Raw genomic sequence first — 15,930 nt, forward strand, 5'->3', positions numbered from 1 at the left:
CGCGCCTGGCACCGGAGCACCCCGGTGGCCCGCCATCACCGTGGCCGGGTACGAAGGGGGCGCCGCGATGGGGGAGTTCTGGGGCGCCGCGTTCGGGTTTCCCGCCGCGCTGTTCAGCGCCGCGCTGGTCGTGGTCGTGGTGTTCTGGCTGCTCGTGCTGGTCGGCGCCGCCGAGCACAGCGCGTTCGACGGGGACGTGCGTGGCGGCGCGTTCGGCGTGGGCGGGGTCCCGGTGACGGTTTCGGTGTCGCTCCTGACCGCGATCGCCTGGTTCACCAGTCTCGCCGGCTGCGTGCTCGTACGCCGCTCGGGGGCGTCCGGTTCGCTGCGTGCCGCGCTGGGCGGCGGGGTGCTGGCGGCGGCGCTGGTGACCGGCTGGGTCGCCGCCCGCCTCCTGGTCCGCTGTCTGCGCCGCCTCCTGCCCGACCACCCGCCGCCGTCCCGGCTCGACTTCATCGGCCTGACCTGCACGATCCGTACCGGTTCCGTGTCGGCCGTGTTCGGTCAGGCGGAGGTCGCGGCGCCCGACGGATCGACCGCCCTGGTACAGGTCCGCCAGAGCGGCACCGACCCCCTGCGCCTGGGCAGCACGGGCCTGTTGTACGCGTTCGACGACGACGGCGAGTTCTTCTGGGTCGCGCCCTACGATCCGGCGCTCGACCCGCGCGCCCGCGCCTGACGCGTTCGCCAGGGCCGCCGGACCCGCCGGACCCGGACACCGTCTCGTTTTCACTCCACCCTGTCCCAAGGACGTCTCATGGATGCCATTTCCCTGGGCATCGGCGTACTCGTCGCCGTTGTCCTGCTCATCGCGGTCACCTTGCTCCTGGTGGTCGGCAAGCTGTTCCGGAAGGTGGAGCAGGGCCGGGCGCTGATCATCTCCAAGACCAAGAAGGTCGATGTCACCTTCACCGGCGCCGTGGTCCTGCCGGTGCTGCACAAGGCCGAGTACATGGACATCTCGGTGAAGACCATCGAGATCCGCCGCACCGGGCGCGAGGGCCTGATCTGCCAGGACAACATCCGGGCCGACATCCACATCTCGTTCTTCGTCCGGGTCAACAAGACCGTCGAGGACGTCATCAAGGTCGCCCAGTCGATCGGCACCCAGCGGGCCAGCGACCGGGTCGCCATCCAGGACTTCTTCGCCGCGAAGTTCTCCGAGGCGCTGAAGACCGTGGGCAAGCAGCTCGACTTCGTGGACCTGTACACCCAGCGCGAGGAGTTCCGCGACCGGATCATCCGCGTCATCGGCACCGACCTGAACGGCTACCACCTCGACGACGCCGCGATCGACCACCTGGAGCAGACCCCGATGTCGCAGCTGGACGCGGCGAACATCCTCGACGCCCAGGGCATCCGCAAGATCACCGAGCTGACGACCGTCGAGCACGTACGCACCAATGAGTTCCAGCGCACCGAGGAGAAGGAGATCACTCGGCAGAACGTGGACGCCCGCGAGACGATCCTGGAGCTCCAGCGCCGCCAGGCGGAGGCCGAGATCAAGCAGCACCGGGAAGTCGAGACGCTGCGCGCGCGGGAGGAGGCCGCGACGTCCAAGGTGCAGGAGGAGGAACGCCTGGGCGCGCAGACCGCGTTCTTGCGGACCGAGGAGCTGCTTGGGGTGCAGCGCGAGAACCAGGCGCGGGAGATCGCGGTCGCGCAGAAGAACCGCGAGCGGGTCATCGCGGTGGAGAACGAGCGCATCGAGAAGGACCGGATGCTCGAAGTCATCGGCCGGGAGCGGGAGACGGCACTGTCCGCGATCGCGAAGGACAAGGAGGTCGAGGCCGAGCGGCGCGAGGTGGCCGATGTGGTGCGCGAGCGGATCGCGGTGGACCGTACGGTCGCCGAGCAAGAGGAGTCGATCAAGAAGCTCCGCACGGTGGAGGAGGCCGAGCGGACCCGGCAGGCCGTGATCATCGGCGCCGAGGCCGAGGCGCAGGAGAAGCTGGTCAAGGACATCAAGGCGGCGGAGGCCGCCGAGGCCGCGGCCAAGCACCGCGCGGCCGAACAACTCACCCTGGCCGAGGCCCGGTTGAAGTCCGCCGATCTCGACGCGCGGGCCAAGCTGCGGCTCGCAGAGGGTTTGCAGGCGGAGGCGGCCGCCGATGGTCTCGCGCAGGTCCAGGTCCGCGACAAGGAGGCCGAGGTCACCGAGAAGGCCGGGCGCGCCGAGGCGGAGGCGACCGGGGCGCGCCTGAAGGCGGAGGCGGAGGGCGCGCGCCTGAAGGCGCTCGCGCTGGCCGAGGGCACTCAGGCGCAGGCGGCGGCGGACGCCGCGATGATCGGGGAGAAGCTGAAGGCCGAGGCCGAGGGCCTGACCAAGAAGGCTGCGGCGATGGCCGCCCTCGACGACGCCTCGCGCGGACACGAGGAGTACCGGCTGCGCCTCGCGGCCGAGAAGGAGATCCGGCTGGCCGGGCTCGACGCGCAGCGCCAGGTCGCCGAGGCGCAGGCCTCGGTCCTCGCGACGGGTCTGGAGAACGCCGACATCAACATCGTGGGCGGCGAGTCCGTCTTCTTCGACCGGCTCATCTCCTCGATCGCCCTCGGCCAGAGCGTCGACGGCTTCGTGCGGCACTCCGAGACGGCGCGGGCGCTCGCGGAGCCCTGGCTCGACGGGAGCGCCAGCTTCCCCGAGGACCTGACCCGCGTCCTGAGCTCGGTGTCGAGCGGTGACGTACAGAACCTGACGGTGTCGGCCCTGTTGATGAAGCTGATGAACTCCGGGGACGTCCAGGCCGGACAGCTGAGCCATCTCCTCAACAAGGCTGACGGATCTGGGCGGTTGGGGGTCGAGGACACACCCGTCCCGGCGCCGGCCGCCGCCGTCGCCGTCAACGGGTCGGCCACGGCCTGACGCACGGTCCGGGGCCCGCCGCGCGCCGCGACGGCCACCGGATCCCCTCCGTACGCACCCGCAGGGAGCTCCACCATGAACAGCACGTCCCCCTCGTCCGCCCTGGACGCGGGCACCTATGAGGTGCTGCGGGACCGCTTGGCCGCGCAGGCCGCCGAGCTGGCCCGCAGGGCCGAAGCGCTCAATGCGCGCCGCACCGAGGAGTTCGGCTCCGCCGAGCTGGCCCTCGCCGGCACCGAGCGGCTGCGCACCGAGGACAGCGCCGTGGCCCGCGACGTCGTGGCGGTCGGCGGCCGTCTGCTGTTCGGGCGCACCGTCGTCGCGGGCCTGAAGGAGGAGACGGCGGTCGGTGACGTCTTCACGCTGTACGACCACCACCTCAAGCCGCTTCCCGACGACGCGGTCCCCGGCCTGCTCGACGATCCCGCGTTCGTCCGCGCGTTCACCGCGCTGCACCGCTACTACCGCGAGGCCCGGCTCCTGCGGCTGCGGCTGGTCGAGGGCAAGCTGCTTGCCGTCTTCAGGACGGGTGAGAGCGGTGAGGACGTCCGCGTCCTGCGCTGGGCCCTGGACGGTGACGGCGCCGCCTTCCTCGACGACCGGGGAGAGCGCGATCATGTCTTCCCGCCCGCCCAGGACGTGGAGTGGACCGCCACCACCCGCGAGGACCACGTCCTCGGCCGCCACCCCCACGTCTCCATCGACGGCGAGGTGTTCGTCTCGACAGTCGGCGGGACCCTCACGGTCAAGACCGAGAACGACACCGAGACGGGCGCGGGCATCCACACCGAGTCGGTCGCGGAGCCCCTTCAGTCCCTCGCCGACGCGGACGTCGAGTACGCCCGCGCAGGGCAGCTGATCCTGCTGCGGGTGCGCCCCTACAAGGAGGAAGCGCCGCGCCATCTCGTCTTCAACCGTGCCACCAGGACCGTGGTGCGCCTGGACGGCATCGGGCAGGCGTGCCGTCTGCTCCCCGACGACCAGGGCATCGTCTTCCCCGGCGGCTATTGCCTGGCGGACGGCACCGCCAAGACCTTCGAAATTGCCACCGAAGGCCTGGAGTTCGAGCGGACGCTGCGCTCGCCCGGCGGCCAGGACGTGCTGTACGTCTTCCATGCCCGCGCCGATGGCCGCAGCCTGCTCCTGCCCTACGACGTCATCGCCAAGTCCATCACCACGCCGCTGTCCTGCCACGGTTACGCGCTCTTCGAGGACGGCACCCTCTGGGTGCTGCGCGCGGACGGCGCGCGGGGCGACGCCGAGCCGGCCCGCGTCCACCCCCTCCAGCGCTGGCGCTCCCCCTACGTCAGCGACACCTACGCCGCCACCCGGACCGCCGGCTCAGGACCGCTGGCCCGCTTCGGCGACGCGGATCTCGTGCGCGGCATCTCCGACTGCCTCTCGCTGGCCCGCGCGGTCACCGCGACCGACGCCCCCACGACCGGTGTCCACGAGGCGCTGCTCGCTTCCTGCGTACGCGCCGCCGACACCCACCACTGGCTCGGCGATCCCGACGTGGGCGACCTGCTGGGCCCGTTGAACGAGGTCAGGGCCACCGCCGAGCAGGTGCTCGCCGAGTTCGAGACCGTCCAGACGCTCACCCGGCGGGCCCACGACGCGGTGGACGAGGCCGCCGGCGCGATCGCCTCGCTCGTACGACGGGTCCGGGGCGAGGCACCGCGCGACGCGGCCGACTGGGTGGACCGGCTCACCGAACTGCGCTCCGCACAGGGCCACTTGATCACCCTGAAGGAGCTGCGGTACGCCGACACCGCACGCGTGGACGAGCTCGCCAAAGGGGTCACGGGCGACATCGCCGCCTTCGCCCAGCGCGCGGTCGCCTTCCTGGCGCGCGAGGACGCCTTCGCCGGCTACCACGAGGACATCGAGCGGATCACGGCGCGGGCCGAGACGGTCGCCACGGTCGCCGACGCGGCCCCCGTGGCCGCCCGGCTCGACGAACAGACCGAGGGGCTGCGGACGGTCACCGAGGTGGTGGCCGCGCTCGACACGGGCGACGCGACCGTCCGCACCTCGATCCTGGAGCGGATCGCGGACGTCCTGGGCGGCGTCAACCGGGCCCGCGCCATCCTCGACGCGCGCCGCCGTGAGCTGAGCGAGCACGAGGGCGCCGCCGAATTCGCGGCGGAAATGGGCCTGTTGGGGCAGTCCGTCACCGGCGCGCTGGCGGCCGCCACCAGCCCGGGGGACTGCGAGGAACAACTCGCGGGAATTCTGCTGCGGTTGGAGAACCTGGAGTCGCGGTTCGCGGAATCCGACGCCGCCCTGACCGCGCTCGGCGCCCGACGCACCGAGGTGTACGAGGCGTTCTCGACCCGTGAGCAGACACTGCGCGACGCCTTGGCAGGCCGCGCGGAACGCCTGGCGCGCTCGGCCACCCGGGTCCTTGACACCATCGCCCGCCGTCTGACGGCGCTCGCCGACCTGGACGCGGTCAACACCTATTTCGCGTCCGACCCCATGGTCGCGAAGGTGCGCCGGGTCGCGGAGGAACTGCGCGAACTGGGCGAGCCGGTGCGGGCGGAGGAACTTCAGGGGCGCCTCAAGGCGGCCCGCGAGGAGGCCGGGCGCGCCCTTCGCGACCGTACCGAGTTGTACAGCGACGGCGGCAGGACCGTGCGCCTCGGGCGGCACGCGTTCGCGGTCAACTCCCAGCCCCTCGAACTCACCCTGGTCCCCGACGGCGAAGGGCTGGCCTTCGCGCTGACCGGCACGGACTACCGCTCCCCCGTCGAGGACCCGGCGTTCTTGGCCACCCGGCCCTACTGGGAGCAGACGCTGCCCTCGGAGAACGCCGACGTCTACCGCGCCGAGTATCTGGCGGCGCGCCTGTTCACCGAGCACGGAGCCGCCGCGCTGGCCGGCGCGGACCTGCTCCAACTGGCGCGGCGGGCGGCCGAGTCGGCGTACGACGAGGGGTATGAGCGGGGCGTCCACGACCACGACGCCGCTCTCATCCTCGAAGCTCTCCTGCGGCTGCACGACGGCGCGGGGCTGCTGCGCCACACCCCGTCGGCGCGCGCCCAGGCCCAGCTGTTCTGGGCTCATCGCACGACCGGGCCCGAGCGGGAGACGTGGACGCGGCGCGCGGTGTCGCTGGCCCGCGCACGCGCGGCGTTCGGCCCCTCCCCTGCCATCGCCGACTTCCTGGCCGAACTGGCCGGCGCCCTGGGCGGGTCCGCTCAGGGCGCCGCCTACCTTTTCGAGGAGCTGGCCTGCTCGCCCGAGGGGTTCGTCACCCGCAGTGCCACCCGTGACCTCCTGGACAAGTTCCGCCGCGCGGCGGGGACTTCGGCCTACGAGGAGGACTTGGCCGCTCTCGACTCCCTTGCCGACCGGCGCCAGCTCGTCGAGGCGTGGCTGTCCTCCTACGCCTCGGCGGCGGGCGAGAGCTCCGACGCCGGGGACCTCGCCGAAGCGGTCGCCGTCGAACTCTGCCCGGACCTCGCACGCCGAGACTGCGACGCGCCGCTCTCCGTCACCGTCGAGGGCCTGCTCGGCACGCACCCGCGCATCGGCGCGAACCGCACCCTCACGGTCCGCATCGACGAACTCCTCGCGCGGACAGCGGAGTTCACCGCCCGTACCTCCGTGGGTTTCCGCGACTACCAGCGCCGGCGCACGGCGCTCGTCGCGGCCCAACGCGAGCGGCTGCGCCTGGAGGAGTACCGGCCTCGGGTCATGTCCTCCTTCGTCCGCAACCGTCTGCTCGACGAGGTCTTCCTGCCGCTCATCGGGGACAGCCTGGCCAGGCAGCTCGGCGCGAGCGGCGCCACCAGACGCACCGACAACAACGGACTGCTTCTGCTCATCTCCCCGCCGGGCTACGGCAAGACGACCCTGATGGAGTACGTCGCTAGCCGGCTCGGCCTGGTCCTGGTCAAGGTCGACGGGCCGGCCCTCGGCCACGCGGTCACCTCGCTCGACCCGGCCGAGGCGCCCAACGCCACCGCCCGCCGGGAGGTCGAGAAGATCAACTTCGCGCTTGAGACGGGCAACAACACCCTGCTCCACCTCGACGACATCCAGCACACCTCACCGGAGCTGCTACAGAAGTTCATCTCGCTGTGCGACGCCACGCGCCGTGTGGAAGGTGTCCGGGACGGGCGGACCCGCAGCCACGACCTGCGCGGCAAGCGCTTCGCCATCTGCATGGCGGGCAACCCCTACACCGAGTCCGGGCAGCGCTTCCGCATCCCCGACATGCTGGCCAACCGGGCCGATGTGTGGAACCTGGGCGACGTGCTCACCGGCAAGGAGAGCGTGTTCGCGCTGAGCTTCGTGGAGAACGCGCTGACCTCCAACCCGGTGCTCGCCCCGCTCGCGGGACGTGACCGCGCCGATCTCGATCTGCTCCTGCGCCTCGCCGACGGCGACCCGTCGGCCCGCGCCGACCGGCTCAACCACCCTTACCCACCCGCCGAGTTGGAGCGGATCGTGGCCGTGCTGCGGCATCTGCTCACGGCCCGGGCCACCGTCCTCGCCGTCAACGCCGCCTATATCGCCTCGGCCGCCCAAAGCGACAGCAGCCGCACCGAGCCGCCCTTCCGGCTCCAGGGCTCGTACCGCGACATGAACAAGATCGCCGCACGGATCGACCCGGTCATGAACGACGCCGAGCTCGCCGCCGTCATCGACGACCACTACGCGGGCGAGGCCCAGACGCTCACCACCGGCGCCGAGTCCAACCTGCTCAAGCTGGCCGCGCTGCGGGGCGGCCACACCGCCGAACAGGCCGCCCGCTGGGCGGAGATCACCTCCGCGTACGTGCGCACCCAAGCGCTCGGCGGCCCCGAGGACGACCCGCTCACCCGGGCCGTGGCCGCGCTCGGGCTGCTCGCGGACCGCGTCGCGGCCGTCGAATCCGCCATCACCAGGGCGGGCGATCCCCGTTTCCCGCTGGTCAACCCGGGCGTACGGCACGCGGCGCACCCGAGGACGACGCCGGGGCCCTGACGGTTAGGGGGTGTCTGGTGGATCAGGGTCGGTCAGGGCGCGGCGTCTGGTGCGGTGCATCGCAAGGCGCCGGAGTGTCTCGATAGCGGAGCTATCGGGGCGATTCGGCAACGCCGCGAGGTGCCGTGCCAGACGCCGCGCCCCGGCCATGGTCCACCAGACACCCCCTAGGGAGTGTCTTCAAAGTGGCGTCGTCCGCCCGTAGGGCGGGGCCGGCGGGGTCTGGTGCGTGCGATCGCAAGGCGGAGGAGGGAGTCGACGCGGTGGGGGTCCCCCCTGTTCGAGCGGAGCCGAGACCTTGGGGGAGTCGGCGACCGACGACAACGCCGCGAGCGTGCGTGCCAGACCCCGCCGGCCAGACGGGACTTTGAAGACACGACCTAGGGGGCCGGCGCCTTCTTGTCCTTGTTCAGCTCGCCTGGACTGTCCGGCATCACGATCGCGGCGCCGTCGGCCGGTGCGGGACGGCGGGAGAGGATCAGGAAGGCGGCGGCGCCGAGGAACAGGGCAACGGACACCCAGTCGTTGAGGCGCAGGCCCAGGAAGTGGTTGGCGTGGTCGACGCGCAGCGCCTCGATCCAGGCCCGCCCCGCGGTGTAGGCGAGGACGTAGCACGCGAAGAGGCGTCCGCGCCGCATGCCGTACCGCCGGTCGAGCCACAGGAGCAGCGCCACGACGCCCAGGTCCCATACGCACTCGTACAGGAAGGTCGGGTGGTAGAAGGCGACGGTGGGTGTGTCGTCGGGCCGGTGGGCCGGGTCGATCAGCAGCTTCCACGGCAGGGAGGTGGGGGTGCCGAACAGTTCCTGGTTGAAGTAGTTGCCCCAGCGGCCCATCGCCTGGGCCAGGACGAGGCCGGGCGCGGCCGCGTCGGCGAAGTCGGCCAGGGTGATGCCCCGGCGGCGGCAGCCGAGCCAGGCTCCCAGCGCGCCGAGCGCCACGGCCCCGGGAATGCCGAGGCCGCCGTCCCAGATGTACAGCGCCCTGATGGGCTGATGGCCCGCCGTGAAGTACAGCTCCGGGTCGGTGATCACGTGGTAGAGCCGGCCGCCGAGGAGTCCGAACGGCACCGCCCACACCGCGATGTCGGAGATGTCGTCCGGGTTGCCTCCGCGCGCCGCCCACCGTCGCCGGGTGAGCCACACGCCCGCGAAGACACCGGCGATGATGCACAGCGCGTACGCCCTGATCGGTATCGGCCCCAGGTGCCACACCCCCTGGGAAGGACTCGGCAGATACGCCAGAACCATGAACGCGCCCCCTTGGCATCCCCGACGGCCCGGGCGGCCCCGGGTGGACTCGCACCGACAGTACCTGGGGGTCCGCCGTCCCCGACGCGTGGCCGTCCGGCCGCTTCGGGTCGCCGGACATCGCGCCGGCCGGTGCCCGGGATGTCATCGGCCGGGGCCGTCGCGTGCGGTGTCACGACGCGGGCCCCCGCCTCCGCGCGCGATGCGCGGGGGGCGAGGGCCCGTGGTGGTCAACTGCCGTGCGGCAGGGGTGAGTTGGTCAGGCGGCGCGGCGGACGCGGGCCGCCTTGCGGGCCTCGGCCAGCTCGCGGGACTCGCCGGTGCGGCGCGAGGTGGCGGGGCGGCCGGACTGGCCGCGGGCGGTGCCACGGCCACGGAAGGGGGCCTGGCCGCGCTTGGGCTGGTCCGCGGGTGGCGCCACGGGGCCGACCGGGATGCCGGAGGGTGCCTGGGCGCCGGTGATGCGGCTCAGCTCGGCCTCGCCGGAGCGGACCTGGGTGATGGTCGGGGTGATCCCGGCGGTCATCATCAGGCGGGTCATGTCGCGGCGCTGGTTGGGCAGGACCAGGGTGACGACGCTGCCGGACTCGCCGGCGCGTGCGGTGCGGCCGCCCCGGTGCAGATAGTCCTTGTGGTCGGTCGGCGGGTCGACGTTGACGACGAGGTCGAGGTTGTCGACGTGGATGCCGCGCGCGGCGACGTTGGTGGCGACCAGGACCGAGACGGCGCCGGTCTTGAACTGGGCCAGGGTGCGGGTGCGCTGCGGCTGGGACTTGCCGCCGTGCAGGGCCGCTGCCCGCACCCCGCTCTGGAGCAGGTGCTTGGTGAGCTGGTCCACGGCGTGCTTGGTGTCGAGGAACATGATCACCCGGCCGTCGCGGGCCGCGATCTCGGTGGTCGTGGCGTACTTGTCGGCGCTCTGCACGTGAAGGACGTGGTGCTCCATCGTGGTGACCGCGCCGGCCGACGGGTCGACGGAGTGGACGACCGGGTCGTGCAGATAGCGCCGGACCAGCAGGTCCACGTTGCGGTCGAGGGTCGCCGAGAACAGCATCCGCTGGCCCTCGGGGCGCACTTGGTCGAGGAGTTCGGTGACCTGCGGCATGAAGCCCATGTCGGCCATCTGGTCGGCCTCGTCGAGCACGGTGATGGCGACCTCGTCCAGACGGCAGTCGCGGCGTTCGATGAGGTCCTTGAGGCGGCCGGGGGTGGCCACCACGACCTCGGCGCCGGAGCGCAGCGCGCCGGCCTGGCGCCCGATCGACATGCCGCCGACGACGGTGGCCATGCGCAGCCTCAGCGCCTTGGCGTACGGGGTGAGGGCGTCGGTGACCTGCTGGGCCAGCTCACGCGTGGGGACCAGCACCAGGGCGAGCGGCTTCTTGGAGTCGGCGCGGCGGCCCGCGGTGCGCGCCAGGAGGGCGAGGCCGAAGGCGAGGGTCTTGCCGGAGCCGGTGCGGCCACGGCCCAGGACGTCACGGCCGGCCAGCGAGTTGGGCAGCGTGGCCGCCTGGATCGGGAACGGCTCGTTCATGCCCAGGCTGCTCAGCAGCTCGAGGACCGGGGCCGGCAGGTCGAGGTCACCGAAGTGCTCGACGGCGGGCAGCGGCGGGGTGATGGTGACCGGGAGGGCGAACTCGCCCTGCGGGGCCGAGGGCCTGCGGGCGCCGCCGGAGCGGCCGGCGCCCTGGGGGCGGAAGCGGGCCCCGCGGTCGGCGCCGCCCCTGCGGGCGGCGGTGGAGCGGTCGTTCGTGCGAGCTGAACGGTTCAAGGAGAACCTTCCTCGATATGGCACGTATCGAGGGATATCCGGCGCGATCGGGGCGCCGGGACATCGCAAGAACGAGCCGGAAACAGAAGTCGAATTCTGATCCGGCCGCACAGAGGGCGCGGGAAATCCTCGCCCGTTGTCGGAGTGCCGGGCATCCGCCGCGCGGTGGCGGCCGGTCCGGATCAGGACAGCGGGCCGGTCCCCGCCGGGCCGTGGCCGTGGCGGTGGGTCCGCTGGGTGACGGGACGCCCGGGACGGTTCCCGGTGTCCCGAGGGCCGCGAGAGTGCCGTCACGGTGTGACGGCGGGCCCGGTGGAACAGCAACGGGCTGGGGCCCGCACCCCAAGGTGCGGGCCCCAGCCGCGTGCGAAAAACGCCTCAGCGTCAGGCAGGCGTGATGTTCTCGGCCTGCGGGCCCTTCTGGCCCTGCGTGACGTCGAAGTTCACCTTCTGGCCTTCCTGAAGCTCACGGAAGCCCTGGGCGGCGATGTTGGAGTAGTGGGCGAACACGTCCGGGCCGCCACCCTCCTGCTCGATGAAGCCGAAGCCCTTTTCCGCGTTGAACCACTTCACGGTGCCAGTAGCCATGTCATATCTCCTTCGGGGCAATGCCCGGGGGCCCGCACTGTGCTGACCCCGCCGTTACTGAGATGATTGCCCCGTCCGGAAAACGCACCGGAAATACAAAAGCGCCCGACGGCATAAAACCATCGAGGCACTTGAAGTCTTTGGGAACCACAACTGCAACTGAGATCAACAGTAGCACAGGTCCGAGATGCCGGCGCGGCAAATGGGACATTTCCGGGCGTGGCGCGGGACAGCCCGGGGCGTACGCGCCGTACTTCCCGAGAATTCCCGGGGTCCGGACAAGAAATATTTTGCCTTCGACTGCCCCCCGGGCCCGGGTTGATAGCGTCGCGGCGTGGGTCTCGAACGCGCTGTGGACAGCAGGAACACCCCTCCACCGGCCCGGACGGTCCGGGCGCTGCGGCTGGGTTCGGCGGCGCTGGTGCTCGCCGTGGCGCTGCCCACCTGTCTGGCGGCCGGCACCGGGCCGGGGGCCCTCGTCGCGCTCCTGCTCGCCCTCGCGCAGGCCGCCCTGCTGTGGTGGGTGGCGGCCCGGCCCGGCGCCGTGCTCGCCGCGAGCGCTGCGCTGGGGGCCGCGATGTGGCTGCTCCTGCCCGCGCTGAGCGTGACCGGCGCGTTCATCGGGGCGCAGATCGCGCTGTGCGCGCTCTCGGCGCTGCGGCCCGTGCGTCTGTCGCGGTGGGGGCTTCTCGGCCTGCTCGCGCTCGCGCCGCTCGCCTACGCGGGCGCGGGCACGGTGGCGCTCGTGACCCATGTCCTGGCCGTGACGCTGGCGTGGACGGCGGGACAGTGGCGCCGGGCCCACCAGGACCGGCTGGCCGCCGAGACGCGGCGCGCGGTGGCCGAGGAGCGGGCCAGGATCGCCCGTGAGGTGCACGACGTGGTGGCGCACACCGTCTCGGTGATGGTGATCCAGGCGAGCGCGGCGCAGGACGTGTTCGCCACCCACCCCGAGCAGGCCAGGAACGCGCTGCGCGCCATCGACAGCGCGGGCCGCTCGGCGCTCGGGGAGCTGCGGGTCCTGCTGCGCGCGGAGGCGGGCGACGGCGGTGCCTTCGACGGGGACGGCGGCGCGGACGGCGGCGGTGACGGGCGGCGGCCGCCGCGCGGGCTCGGGGACCTGGCCGAGCTGGCCGCGAACGCGCGGGCCGCAGGGCTCGGCGTGGAGGTGTCCGAGGAGGGCGCGTCCCTGACGCCGCCGGCCTCCGTGGACCTCGCGGCGTACCGGATCGTGCAGGAGGCCCTGACCAACACCATGCGGCACTCGGGGGCGAGCCGGGTGCGGGTGTCGGTGCGCCGGGACGAGGACGCGGTACGCATCGAGGTGAGCGACAACGGCCGCGCGGCGAGCGGGAGTTGGCGCTCGGGCGGCTCGGGGCGCGGGCTCGCGGGGATGCGTGAGCGGGCCGCGCTGCTCGGCGGCACCCTGGAGGCGGGACCGGGGCCCGAGGAAGGTTTCCAGGTGCGTGCCGTGCTGCCGATAAGGTACGCGTCGTGACGATCCGGGTGGTGGTGGCCGACGACCAGGCGCTGGTGCGCGGCGGGTTCCGCATGATCATCGACGCCCGGGACGATCTGGAAGTGGTCGGCGAGGCGACCGACGGGCAGCACGCGGTGCGCCTGGTCGGCGAGTTGAGGCCGGACGTCGTCCTGATGGACGTGCGGATGCCGGTGATGGACGGCATCGAGGCGACCCGTGCGATCGTCGCGTCCGGCAGCGCGACCCGGGTCCTGGTGGTCACCACCTTCGACCTCGACGAACACGTACTGACCGCGCTGCGGGCCGGGGCCAGCGGGTTCCTGCTCAAGGACATCAGGCCCGCCGAGCTCGCCGAGGCCGTGCGCGTCGTGGCGCGCGGGGACGCGCTGCTCGCGCCCACCGTGACCCGGCGCATGCTCGACCGCTTCGCCCACACCACCGCGCCGGCGGCCCCGGCCGCGCACGACGGTCTCTCCCCGCGCGAGCGGGAAGTGCTCACCCTCGTCGGGCAGGCGCGGTCCAACTCCGAGATCGCGCGCCTGCTCCATCTGTCGGAGGCCACGGTCAAGACCCACGTGTCGGCGGTGCTGCGCAAGCTGGCGCTGCGCGACCGGGTCCAGGCGGTGGTCGCGGCCTACGACCTCGGCCTGGTCGAGCCGCGCCGGAGCTGAGCCGCCGCCTCATCCCCCGCCGCCTCATCCCACGGGCTGAGCCGGCCGCGTACTCATCCCGTGGGCGCGGCGCGGACCGGGCCCACGGGTGGATCTCCTCCGGGGCGGCGCCGCCTAGCGTCGAGGCATGACGTCTCTCCCGCACTCCCTGTACGGCCGGATGTATCTCGCGGCCTACGACACCGACGCCGGCGCCGTGTACGACCGCACCCGGACCGGTTTCCTGCTGCGCGTGGCGGTCCTGACGGAACTGGCCCGCACGGGCCGCGTCGCCGACGCGGCGGGCGAGGTGACCGTCCCCGGTCCCGGCGCGACGGATGACCCTGTCCTCGATCACGTGCTGGGCGCCCTCCGGGGGCGCCGCCGTACCTGGAAGGCGTGGGTGCGCGCCGACCGCGAGGAGACGCTGGGCGCGGTGGAGGACCGGCTCGCGGAGCTCGGCGCGCTCACCGTCCGCGAGCGGTCCGCGTTCGCGCGCCCCGCACGGCGCGAGGTGAGCGTGCGGGACGCGGCGGGGGTGCGCGCGTTCCAGGACGGCCTCAGGGCTCGGCTGCGGGACGGCGGAGCGGTCGGGTCCGACGAGGCGGTGCTCCTCGCACTCGCCGTCGCGGGCAAGGTGCGCCACCTCGTGCCGCGCGCGGACGCCCGGGCCCACAAGGACCGCGTCGAGGCGCTGACCGGCACGTTCGACGCCGTCGCTCCCTCGCTCGGCGCCGCCGTGCGGGGCCTTGGGACCACGCTGGTCGCCGCCCAGGGCGGCATGGGCGGTGGCTGACGTGCGCGCCGTCGCGGCGGCGCTCGCGGGCGCTCTCGCCCTGCTTCTGCCCGCGCCGGCCCCGGCGGCCCCCGAGCCCGCGGCTGCCGTGGCGCCCGTGGCGCACACCCGCGCGGGAGCCCTGCGCGGCTCGGCGCACGAGGACTACCGGGTCTTCGAGGGCGTCCCGTACGCCGCCGCGCCCGTCGGCGCACTGCGCTGGGCCGCGCCCCGGCCGCCCGCCGCGTGGCCGGGGATCCGCGACGCGCGCCGGCCCGCGTCCGCCTGTCCCCAGCCGGCCGGCGAGGTGCCCAGCGGCAGCACGGACGAGGGCTGTCTGTATCTGAACGTCACCGCCCCCTCGGACGCCACGCCCGGCCGCCCGAAGCCCGTGATCGTGTGGCTGCACGGCGGCGGTTTCACCAGCGGCGCCGGCAGCTCCTACGACGCGCACCGCATGGCGGTCGGCGGCGACGTGGTCGTGGTGAGCGTCAACTACCGCCTGGGCGCGCTCGGTTTCCTCGCGCGCGCGAGACTGCCCGGCTCCGGCACCTTCGGCCTCGCCGACCAGCAGGCGGCGCTGCGGTACGTACGGGACGACATCGGGGCGTTCGGCGGCGATCCCACCCGGGTGACGCTGGCCGGTGAGTCCGCCGGAGGGTACGGCGTCTGCGCGCAGCTGGCCTCCCCCTCGGCGGCGGGTCTGTTCCAGCGGGCGATCATTGAGAGCGGCCCCTGCGCGGGCGGCCCCGCGCGCCCCTTCGCCCCGTTCGCACTGGCCCCATCGGCGGCGGAGGCGGCCGGGACGAAGCTGACGGCCGCGGTGGGCTGCGGGCAGGCGGCCGATGAGCTCGGCTGCCTGCGGCGCGTTCCGGTGCCCAAGCTGCTCGCCGCGCAGGGCGCCGATCAGGAGCCCGAGTACGGCACCGCTCCGCTGCCGCGCGACCCGGCGGACGCGGTCGCCTCCGGGCGGGCGGCGCGGGTGGACGTCCTGATCGGCGCCAACCACGACGAGGGCACGGTCTGGGCGGCCGGGATCATGGCGGCCGGGGTCGCGGTGACCCCGGCGACCTGGCCGGATGTCGTACGGGACTTCGGGCCCGACCCGGCGCGAACGTCCGAGGTGGTGCGCGCCTATCCGCTGCGCGGCGCGGAGGGCGGCCCGGTGTTCGGCGCGCTCATCGGTGACGCCGACTACGCCTGTCCCACGCTGCGGACCGGGGCGCTCCTTGCCGCCCATCAGCGGGTTTGGCGCTACGAGTTCGCCGACCCCGACGCGCCCCGGCCCACCCCCGCTCCCCCGCCGTTCCCACTGGGGGCCACCCACACCACGGAGCTGCCGTATCTGTTCGATCTGGGCGGCACACCACGGGAGTTGACGGAGCGTCAGCACCGGCTCGCCGCGACCATGATCGGGTACTGGACGCGGTTCGCCCGCTCCGGCGACCCCAACGGGGGCGGCGCGCCGCACTGGTCGCGCGCGGCCGTGCAGAGCCTGGCTCCCGGCCGTACGGGGCCGGTGCGGCCGGGGCCCGGACACCACTGCGCGCTGTGGGCGACGATGCCCTGAGGGGCC

General features: G+C 73.3%; 10 protein-coding genes. 7 read left to right on the forward strand and 3 right to left on the reverse strand.

What is annotated here, in order from left to right:
- Positions 1 to 67 precede the first annotated feature (67 nt).
- The 3 genes from ACFYM2_RS07655 to ACFYM2_RS07665 all read left to right on the forward strand — a co-directional run bounded on the left by ACFYM2_RS07655 (position 68) and on the right by ACFYM2_RS07665 (position 7,840).
- Entirely contained in the window at positions 68 to 679 is a 612-nt protein-coding gene (locus ACFYM2_RS07655; RefSeq protein ID WP_388834176.1) for a hypothetical protein, read from the forward strand.
- A gap of 78 nt (positions 680 to 757) precedes the next feature.
- Positions 758 to 2,863 carry a flotillin family protein gene (locus ACFYM2_RS07660; protein ID WP_388834178.1) on the forward strand — a complete coding sequence of 702 codons (2,106 nt, stop codon included), beginning with the start codon at positions 758 to 760 and terminating at the stop codon, positions 2,861 to 2,863.
- A 75-nt stretch (positions 2,864 to 2,938) separates the two neighbouring features.
- Positions 2,939 to 7,840 (forward strand): DNA repair ATPase, encoded by a 4,902-nt coding sequence (locus tag ACFYM2_RS07665; RefSeq protein ID WP_388834181.1) that lies wholly within the window; start codon positions 2,939 to 2,941, stop codon positions 7,838 to 7,840.
- Between the two features lie 380 nt (positions 7,841 to 8,220).
- On the opposite strand, the gene lgt is transcribed toward ACFYM2_RS07665, so the two are convergent.
- From lgt to ACFYM2_RS07680, 3 genes are all read right to left on the reverse strand, one after another.
- Positions 8,221 to 9,090 (reverse strand): prolipoprotein diacylglyceryl transferase, encoded by an 870-nt coding sequence (gene lgt, locus ACFYM2_RS07670; protein WP_359007939.1) that lies wholly within the window; start codon positions 9,088 to 9,090, stop codon positions 8,221 to 8,223.
- Between the two features lie 259 nt (positions 9,091 to 9,349).
- Positions 9,350 to 10,861: a DEAD/DEAH box helicase gene (locus tag ACFYM2_RS07675; RefSeq protein ID WP_359007936.1), complete on the reverse strand. Its 1,512-nt coding sequence runs from the start codon at positions 10,859 to 10,861 to the stop codon at positions 9,350 to 9,352.
- Between the two features lie 384 nt (positions 10,862 to 11,245).
- Positions 11,246 to 11,449 (reverse strand): cold-shock protein, encoded by a 204-nt coding sequence (locus ACFYM2_RS07680; protein WP_100580096.1) that lies wholly within the window; start codon positions 11,447 to 11,449, stop codon positions 11,246 to 11,248.
- 334 nt (positions 11,450 to 11,783) lie between these two features.
- Between ACFYM2_RS07680 and ACFYM2_RS07685 the strand changes: the two genes are divergently transcribed.
- The 4 genes from ACFYM2_RS07685 to ACFYM2_RS07700 all read left to right on the forward strand — a co-directional run bounded on the left by ACFYM2_RS07685 (position 11,784) and on the right by ACFYM2_RS07700 (position 15,924).
- Positions 11,784 to 12,947 (forward strand): sensor histidine kinase, encoded by a 1,164-nt coding sequence (locus ACFYM2_RS07685; protein WP_388834185.1) that lies wholly within the window; start codon positions 11,784 to 11,786, stop codon positions 12,945 to 12,947.
- Positions 12,944 to 13,600 carry a response regulator gene (locus ACFYM2_RS07690; RefSeq protein ID WP_388834188.1) on the forward strand — a complete coding sequence of 219 codons (657 nt, stop codon included), beginning with the start codon at positions 12,944 to 12,946 and terminating at the stop codon, positions 13,598 to 13,600. Before ACFYM2_RS07685 ends, ACFYM2_RS07690 begins: the two co-directional genes overlap by 4 nt.
- A gap of 127 nt (positions 13,601 to 13,727) precedes the next feature.
- Positions 13,728 to 14,375 (forward strand): GPP34 family phosphoprotein, encoded by a 648-nt coding sequence (locus ACFYM2_RS07695; protein WP_359007928.1) that lies wholly within the window; start codon positions 13,728 to 13,730, stop codon positions 14,373 to 14,375.
- Positions 14,368 to 15,924: a carboxylesterase/lipase family protein gene (locus ACFYM2_RS07700; protein WP_388834191.1), complete on the forward strand. Its 1,557-nt coding sequence runs from the start codon at positions 14,368 to 14,370 to the stop codon at positions 15,922 to 15,924. Before ACFYM2_RS07695 ends, ACFYM2_RS07700 begins: the two co-directional genes overlap by 8 nt.
- The last annotated feature ends 6 nt before the right edge of the window (positions 15,925 to 15,930 follow it).

The sequence above is a fragment of the Streptomyces sp. NPDC006711 genome (assembly GCF_042869775.1).
Taxonomy (GTDB): domain Bacteria; phylum Actinomycetota; class Actinomycetes; order Streptomycetales; family Streptomycetaceae; genus Streptomyces.

Bases quoted from the DNA above. Each gene is read 5' to 3' on its own strand.
- ACFYM2_RS07655 (WP_388834176.1), top strand. From the start codon at position 68: ATGGGGGAGTTCTGGGGCGCCGCGTTCGGGTTTCCCGCCGCGCTGTTC.
- ACFYM2_RS07660 (WP_388834178.1), top strand. From the start codon at position 758: ATGGATGCCATTTCCCTGGGCATCGGCGTACTCGTCGCCGTTGTCCTG.
- ACFYM2_RS07665 (WP_388834181.1), top strand. From the start codon at position 2,939: ATGAACAGCACGTCCCCCTCGTCCGCCCTGGACGCGGGCACCTATGAG.
- lgt (WP_359007939.1), bottom strand. From the start codon at position 9,090: ATGGTTCTGGCGTATCTGCCGAGTCCTTCCCAGGGGGTGTGGCACCTG.
- ACFYM2_RS07680 (WP_100580096.1), bottom strand. From the start codon at position 11,449: ATGGCTACTGGCACCGTGAAGTGGTTCAACGCGGAAAAGGGCTTCGGC.
- ACFYM2_RS07695 (WP_359007928.1), top strand. From the start codon at position 13,728: ATGACGTCTCTCCCGCACTCCCTGTACGGCCGGATGTATCTCGCGGCC.